Consider the following 6,799-nt stretch of genomic DNA (forward strand, 5'->3'; position numbering starts at 1 on the left):
TTAAGAAAATCATTGCCGAACAACTTGGCGTGGAAGAAGGTCAGGTCACCAGTGAAAAAGCCTTTGTGGCTGATCTGGGTGCCGACTCGCTTGACACTGTAGAGCTGGTTATGGCGCTGGAAGACGAGTTTGGTATCGAAATTCCCGACGAAGACGCCGAGAAAATCACCACCGTCCAGAACGCGGTTGACTACGCGAACACCCATCAAAAGGCTTAAGGCCTTTACGCCTTTGTTGTCATCAAACCTGAAAAACCCTTTGCGGTTTTTTCAGGCTTTTTTCAGGATTACTGAATGAGCCGTCGTCGTGTCGTCGTGACAGGTCTGGGTTGCGTCAGCCCGGTAGGTAATACCGTGGCCGATTCCTGGGCCAACCTGCTGGCCGGAGTGCCTGGCATTGACCTGATCACGCAATTTGATGCAAGCAATCTGGCCTGCAAATTTGCGGGAGAGGTCAAGGGTTTCAATATCGTGGATTACATCCCCGAAAAAGAAGCCCGGCACATGGATCGCTTTATTCACCTGGGTTTGGCTGCAGCGTGCCAGGCGGTTGCCGACAGTGGCTTGCCGACGGGCGATGCGCTCGGCGACGAGCAGGCGACGCGCATCGGCTGCAATATCGGTTCAGGCATTGGCGGTCTGCCCATGATCGAACAGATGCATGCCGAGTTGGTGAATCGCGGCCCACGCCGGATTTCCCCGTTTTTTGTGCCCGCGACCATCATCAACATGATCTCGGGGCATGTGTCGATCAAGTTTGGCTTCAAGGGGCCCAACATTGCCGTCGTAACGGCCTGCACCACCGGTCTTCATGCGATTGGCCTGTCGGCGCGCATGATTGAGTACGGGGACTGCGACGTCATGATTGCGGGCGGGGCTGAGGCGACTGTTTCTCCTTTGGGTGTTGGCGGCTTTGCTGCGGCCCGTGCCCTCTCGACCCGCAATGAAGACCCCAAAACAGCCTCGCGCCCCTGGGACAAGGACCGTGATGGCTTTGTTCTGGGCGAGGGCAGTGGTGTTGTGGTGCTCGAAGAGTACGAGCACGCAAAAGCGCGTGGCGCCAAGATCTACGCCGAAGTCATTGGTTTTGGCATGAGCGCTGACGCCTATCACATGACCGCACCCAACATCGACGGCCCCCGTCGCTCCATGGCGATGGCCTTGAAAAATGCCGGCGTCAATGCCGATCAGGTTCAGTACCTCAATGCCCACGGCACCTCCACGCCATTGGGTGATCTGAATGAAACCAATGCCATCAAGGCGGCATTCGGCAGCCACGCAAAAAACATGGTGGTCAGTTCCACCAAATCCATGACGGGCCACTTGCTGGGCGGTGCGGGTGGCATCGAGTCGGTGTTTACCGTGCTCGCATTGCATCACCAGAAAATTCCTCCCACCATCAACATCTTTAATCAGGATCCCGCGTGCGATCTGGATTTTTGCGCCAACACCGCGCGTGACGCGAAAATCGAGGTTGCTGTCAAAAACAATTTCGGATTTGGCGGCACCAACGGGTCGCTGGTGTTCAAGCGCGTCTGACGCGGCTTGATGGTTCCTGCGCGCGTGGCAAAGCACTGACTGTCTTGAGTACGCACAGCGCCCCGTCGGTTGTTTATCCGCTGGGGCGTTCGCATTTTCTGGCTTGGCTTTTGTTGGGGCTGTGGCTTGCCGGCCTGCTGTTGGTGCTGCTTTGGTTTTACCTCACCCGGCAGCTGGATTGGCGGATGGCTCTGGCCTTTGCCGCTATTCTGGGGGCCGGTGGGGCTGCCCGCGCCAACTGGGCTAATGCCCCGGTCGGTCAACTGGCATGGGATGGTGAAGTCTGGCGCTGGGAGAGCGCAAGTTATCAGACGGGCATCGCCGGGTACGAGCTCTCGGTGATCGCTGATTTTCAGCGCTTGCTGCTGCTCCGACTCGAAAACCAGGCTCACGCGAGGTTGTGGCTCTGGATGGCGCGAAGTGCCATGCCCGAGCGATGGCTGGATCTGCGTCGGGCGGTGTATTCGCCACGCAAGTCATCGACCCCATCGGGGCAGCACGATGCGCTGCACGCGGAGCCCTTGCAGGCTGTGGCAGTATCGGGTCCTATGCACCCTGCTGATGTCACGCCCCTAAAGCCATGAGTACCGACGTGCCACCTTCGCAAGCCGAGAAGGCCGTAGACAGTGATGCCATGCTGGTCGAGCGCACGGTTGCGGGCGATCAGAAAGCGTTTGAGCTGCTGGTTATCAAGTACCAGCGGCGCATCCAGCGGCTGATAGGACGCATGGTCCGCGATGTGGACTTGGTGGAAGACATTGCCCAGGAGACGTTCATTCGGGCCTACCGGGCGCTGGCACAGTTCAGGGGTGAAGCCCAGTTCTACACCTGGTTGTACCGGATTGCGGTCAACACCGCCAAAAAAGCCCTGATGGACCTCAAGCGGAACCCGACCGTTTCGGAAAATTCCTTCAAATCCGGGGATGACGATGAAACTTCCCCGCTGGAAAACGAACTAACCAGTTCAGAAACACCCGATGCGGTGCTGGCCAGCAAGGAAATAGCGGAAATTATCAATGCGGCCATGGATGCGCTACCGGAAGAGCTCAGGCAAGCGATCACCTTGCGGGAAATTGAAGGGCTAAGTTATGAAGAGATCTCGGAAGCCATGAGTTGCCCCATTGGCACGGTGCGGTCCCGCATTTTCAGGGCCCGCGAAGCGATATCGGAAAAGGTCAAGCCCTTGCTGGAAAACCAGGCGGGCAAGCGCTGGTGAAATGCCCGCCAGGAAATCGGTATCCAGGAACCCCGCACAAGAAGTAAACGCAAGTTTTTCAGTTATTTAAAAAAAGCGGCAGGTCGCCTGCCCATGAACACCATGAAACCGTCTATGCAAACCAGCGAACTCCTGTCCGCCCTGGCCGATGGCCAGTTGGTCGGTGAGGATTTTGCAGCCGCACTTCAAGCCTGTCAGCAGGACGAGTCTGCATTGGCCCGTTGGGGTAGCTACCACCTGATTGGTGATGTCCTGCGCCTTCCGGCGCATGTGCCCGCGCCCCTGCTGCATGGCATGGATCTGGCTTTTGTTGACCGGCTCAACCAGCGCCTGGTGCTTGAATCGCTGGCCGGGGTGGCGTTGCCTGATTCTGACTCTGCGGTATCCACCCAAGGCGCCGTGACCGGTGAGTTGGCGCACCACCGCGGCCCAGCCTCCAATGACGGAAATTTTCGCTGGAAACTGGTGGCGGGTTTCGCTTCGCTGGCGGCCGTTTCCGCCATCGCGTGGAATGCATCCGGCTTGCTGGCGCCGCCGGCCGCCGCACCGCAGCTGGCCCAAGCTGGCGGCGCCCAGCAGGTCATGGTGGCTTCACCGCAAGGCCTGATGGTGCGTGACGCCCGGCTAGAGGAGTTGCTGGCTGCACACGCGCAGTTGAGCGGTACTTCCGCTTTGCAGGTGCCTTCAGGATTTTTGCGAAATGCCACTTTTGAAACGCCACAGAATGCAGGGCGCTGAGTGCGCTGTCAGTTGCTCCATAGGTTTTACAGGGTCATGAAATTTAAGTTATTTAGGCTTGCAGCCCATATGACATGGGCGCTGTTAGCTATGAATTATGTAGCGGCCCAGAGCGATCCACCTGCGGTTTTGCCCGTGCCCTCCGCTACAGCCGCAGAGTCCAGGAGCATCGATGACTGGTTGATGCGCATGCACGAGGCCTCGAAAAACCAGGCCTATGTCGGGACCTTTGTCGTGTCGTCCGGCGGGGCCATGTCGAGTGCCAAGATCTGGCATGTGTGCGAAGGCAACCAGCAGATGGAGCGGGTTGAAACGCTCACAGGCGCGCCGCGTTCCATTTTTCGGCACAACGATCAGGTCGTTACCTTCATGCCAGACCAGAAGGTGGTACGAAGAGAGAAACGGGAATCGTTAGGCATGTTTCCCGGGGTGTTGCAGTCTACCGACAGCCGGATTGCCGACTTTTACAAGGTCCGCCAGGATGGCGTTGAGCGGGTGGCCGGCGTTGACGCCGACATCATCATGCTCATCCCCAAGGACAAGCTGAGGTTTGGTTACCGTGTCTGGAGCGAGCAGAAGAATGGCTTGGCGGTGAAGTTGCAGACGCTGGACACCGATGGGCAGGTACTTGAACAGGCCGCATTTTCAGAGTTGCAACTCGATGCACCCGTCAAAATGGACAAGCTTCTGCAGATGATGGGCAAAGTGGACGGCTACCGTGTTGAAAAGCCCGTGCTGGTGAAGACCACGGCCAGCGCCGAAGGCTGGGTATTGAAAGCGCCTGTGCCCGGCTTCAAGCCCGTGAGTTGCTACAAGCGGCCAGCTACCCAGGCCGGCGCGGCGGCCGGCCAGGAACCGTTGCAATGGATTTTTTCTGACGGTCTGGCCTCGGTTTCCATTTTCGTGGAACCCTTTGACCGGCAGCGCCATGGCAAGGCATCGAGTCTGTCAATGGGCGCTACCCAGGCGACGACCCGGCAACTCGATGCCTACTGGGTCACCGTGATGGGTGAGGTTCCCCTGACGAGCTTGCAGCTTTTTGCCGATGGGCTGAAGCGCACGAAGTAGCCGCGAATGCCTGTGAGGAAATTTCGCAAAGCGGTCGTTCAGCACGGTGAATTGTTTTTTTGCTGCCAACCCCATTTTTCATGATGAAATTTTTTGCCAGTGACATGGCTTGCTTGAGGACCCTATTTATGAAGAGGCTGATGATGCTTGAATTGAACTGGAAACCGTTGCGCGCTTATCTGGCTGCAGGTCTGCTGGCGCTCGTTGCCGTTACCGGTTTGCTGCCCGCCAAGAGCGTGTGGGCGCAAGTTCGCACGCTGCCTGATTTCACGGAACTGGTGGAGCAGGTGGGGCCCTCGGTGGTCAACATCCGAACGCTTGAAAAAGTCAAAGCCTCAGACGCTGCAGGCGTCGACGAGCAGATGCTTGAGTTTTTCCGTCGCTTTGGTATTCCGGTGCCGCCCAACCTTCCCCGCGCTCCGCGCCCGGACCGCAACCAGCCGCCGCAGGACGAAGACCAGCCGCGCGGTGTGGGTTCAGGCTTCATTCTCACGTCAGACGGCTTGGTCATGACCAATGCCCATGTGGTCGACGGCGCCGATGAAGTGATCGTCACCCTGACCGACAAACGTGAATTCAAGGCCAAAATCATCGGCGCCGACAAGCGCAGCGATGTTGCTGTAGTCAAGATTGAGGCCACGGGCCTGCCTGCTGTAAAAATCGGCGACATCAACCGGCTGAAAGTGGGGGAGTGGGTGATGGCCATCGGCTCGCCGTTTGGTCTTGAAAATACCGTGACAGCAGGGATTGTCAGCGCCAAGCAGCGCGATACCGGCGACTACCTGCCTCTGATCCAGACCGATGTGGCCATCAATCCCGGCAACTCCGGGGGTCCCCTGATCAATATGCGCGGGGAGGTCGTGGGTATCAACAGCCAGATATATTCGCGTTCAGGCGGTTTTCAGGGCATTTCATTTGCCATTCCGATTGATGAAGCAACGCGGGTGTCAGACCAGTTGCGCAGCAGCGGCAAGGTCACGCGTGGTCGCATTGGTGTTCAGATCGACCAGGTCACCAAGGAAGTGGCTGAGTCCATCGGTCTGGGCAAGGCACGGGGCGCGCTGGTCAGAGGCGTGGAAAGCGGCGCACCTGCAGAAAAGGCGGGTATTGAAGCGGGCGACATCATCATCAAGTTCGATGGCCAACCGATTGAGAAATCCAGCGACCTGCCTCGTATGGTGGGCAATGTCAAGCCTGGCACCAAGTCCGTGGTGACGGTGTTCAGGCGCGGCGCGACCAGGGACCTGGCTATCGTCATCGGTGAAGTGGAGCCGGAAAAACCAGCGCGCAAGGCTTCCGGGGCAGAGCCCAAGCCGCCCGTGATGGGTCCGGCGAAAGCGCTGGGTCTGGCGGTTAGCGACCTGACTGACGCGCAGAAGAAGGAATTCAAGGTCAAGGGCGGCATCAAGGTGGACGCCGTTGAAGGCGCGGCGGCCCGGGCCGGGCTGCGTGAAGGCGATGTGATTGTCTCGATTGCCAATACTGAAATCACGAGCGTCAAAGAGTTCGAAGCTGCGCTGGCGAAAATCGACAAATCCAAAGCCGTCAATGTGTTGTTCCGGCGCGGCGAGTGGGCGCAGTATGCGCTGATCCGGCCGGCGCGCTGATGAATTGAAGCCGTCAGGCGTGGTGGCCGTGCCGGTTCTTGGCGGGGCTGCAACAGGACGGCTCGAAAGCGCTAACAAGACCCCCCCATTCCCTTTACGGCTTGAGGGTTTTTCTTGGTCGGCATTGGTTTTGAAAAAATATTTTGAGAGAAATTAATCTTGAGATTTGTTGGTGACCGCTCACGGCAAAGGGTTTCTTGGGAGGTTTTTGCTGGAAAGCTATAAGGTTTTTGTGCTTTTTGGTTATAACAAATCAACCCATGCCCCCGGCATCGATGGGCAGTACGGCAGACCCGGGGCATATCCAAAGATCACGCACGAGCTGTCCAGAGTCAATCAGTTAAAATTGTGAACAAGTTGTGCATAAGATTCCTGTTGCTAGCCCACAACGACAAAAATATGGCAATTTGGGGACTTCTTGTCACTGGCTTTTTGCCTACAATGAAACTCCAACTATCGCAGTTGCCATAGATTGTTGGTTCAGGGCGCGTCACTAGTCGACGCGCCCTTTTTTATGGCCCGTCGCGAAAGAGCTCCCGTCTCTTCGCAAACCATTCAAGTACTTAGGCGTTCTCGTTGATGAATCACATCCGAAATTTTTCGATCATTGCGCACATTGATCACGGTAAATC

Annotated in this window: 7 protein-coding genes; all 7 read left to right on the forward strand. The window is 57.4% G+C overall.

All coding sequences use genetic code 11. The features are described from left to right. A partial coding sequence (acpP, locus tag Q8K05_RS17460; RefSeq protein WP_305247880.1) for an acyl carrier protein occupies positions 1-218 on the forward strand: 218 nt, incomplete at its 5' end. A 75-nt stretch (positions 219-293) separates the two neighbouring features. Then, positions 294-1,538 (forward strand): beta-ketoacyl-ACP synthase II, encoded by a 1,245-nt coding sequence (gene fabF / locus Q8K05_RS17465; RefSeq protein ID WP_305247881.1) that lies wholly within the window; start codon positions 294-296, stop codon positions 1,536-1,538. Between the two features lie 44 nt (positions 1,539-1,582). Next, the gene (locus Q8K05_RS17470; RefSeq protein ID WP_305247882.1) at positions 1,583-2,122 is read left to right on the forward strand and encodes a hypothetical protein; all 540 of its coding nucleotides are present in this window, start codon (positions 1,583-1,585) and stop codon (positions 2,120-2,122) included. Continuing rightward, positions 2,119-2,754: an RNA polymerase sigma factor RpoE gene (rpoE, locus tag Q8K05_RS17475; RefSeq protein WP_305247883.1), complete on the forward strand. Its 636-nt coding sequence runs from the start codon at positions 2,119-2,121 to the stop codon at positions 2,752-2,754. Before Q8K05_RS17470 ends, rpoE begins: the two co-directional genes overlap by 4 nt. 102 nt (positions 2,755-2,856) lie before the next feature. Continuing rightward, positions 2,857-3,492, forward strand: a complete 636-nt coding sequence (locus tag Q8K05_RS17480; protein ID WP_305247884.1) for a sigma-E factor negative regulatory protein — start codon at positions 2,857-2,859, stop codon at positions 3,490-3,492. A gap of 69 nt (positions 3,493-3,561) precedes the next feature. Continuing rightward, positions 3,562-4,560 (forward strand): MucB/RseB C-terminal domain-containing protein, encoded by a 999-nt coding sequence (locus Q8K05_RS17485; RefSeq protein ID WP_370868905.1) that lies wholly within the window; start codon positions 3,562-3,564, stop codon positions 4,558-4,560. 143 nt (positions 4,561-4,703) lie between these two features. Beyond that, complete coding sequence (locus Q8K05_RS17490) at positions 4,704-6,167, forward strand: DegQ family serine endoprotease (RefSeq protein ID WP_305247886.1); 1,464 nt, start codon at positions 4,704-4,706, stop codon at positions 6,165-6,167. Positions 6,168-6,799: the final 632 nt, after the last annotated feature.

The sequence above is a fragment of the Polaromonas sp. genome (genome assembly GCF_030682935.1).
Lineage (GTDB): Bacteria > Pseudomonadota > Gammaproteobacteria > Burkholderiales > Burkholderiaceae_C > Polaromonas.